General features: G+C 27.5%; 1 protein-coding gene. It reads left to right on the top strand.

The genetic code is table 11. The annotated features are described in order from the left end of the window. On the top strand, positions 1–967 hold a 967-nt coding region (locus BN8917_RS14390; RefSeq protein WP_159426741.1), incomplete at both ends, for a hypothetical protein.

The following is a 967-nucleotide window of genomic DNA, read 5'->3' as shown; positions in this document are numbered from 1 at the left end:
GATAATAATTGGGATAAAAAAGAATATAAATTAGACTATATTCTTGTGGATGGAGTAAAAACACCAGCTAATAAATTACCAGAAGTTATGCCAGATAAGAACCTTAACATAACTTATATCGTGTCACCTATAGCTAAATCAACAATAACAGTTGAAGCTATGGTTGATGGAAAAGTAATAGGTAAGCCTGTTGTAACAACAAATTATCAAGGTGAAGCTTATAAAGAGGTTGCTCCAACTTGGGATAATAGTGATTATGAGCTTAACGATATAACAGTTAATGGAGTTAAAACTTCAGAAGCAGATCTTCCAAAGGTATTTGGAGATAAAGATATTACAATAGTTTATAATTTATCACCAAAAATGATGAATGTTGGCGAAAGAGTAGTAAATCAAAATGGTGCTATTCTATATCATAATGAATATAAGCTACCATTTAATACATCAATAGTTAATATTGAAGATAAAATACCTTCAAATTATAAATTAGAAAATATAACAGTATCTAATCCAAATAATAAAGAAATAACATTAATTGCTAATAAGAATATAAATACTTATACAAATAGTAATGATGTTAAAGTTGCATTTAATGGTGAAGTAGTAAGCTATAATGTAGTTCCTATAAATGGAGAAATAACTTATAAAACACAAATAGGAAACGAAGCACCTACTAATGTTGTGAAAGAAGTTGGACAAGTTGATACTAAATCAAAAGAATATAAATTAAATATTCCTAAGGGATATCAAGTTGAATCAATAACAGTAAACGGAAAGAAAGTAGATTCAGTAAATGATTTAGATTATAAGAATGAAAAACAAGTTGTTGTTTATCATTTAGCTAAAATACCAAGTAATTCTGTAACAGAAACTATGATAACAAATACAGGTAAAGTTTTAATACCAACTAAGACTGTAAAAACAGCAGAAGAAAATACAGAAGTAGATGTTAAGGGTCTTACAGTAC

It is taken from the genome of Clostridium mediterraneense (assembly GCF_900091705.1).
Classification (GTDB): Bacteria; Bacillota; Clostridia; order Clostridiales; family Clostridiaceae; genus Sarcina; species Sarcina mediterraneense.
This window is presented reverse-complemented; position numbering and strand designations above follow the sequence as displayed.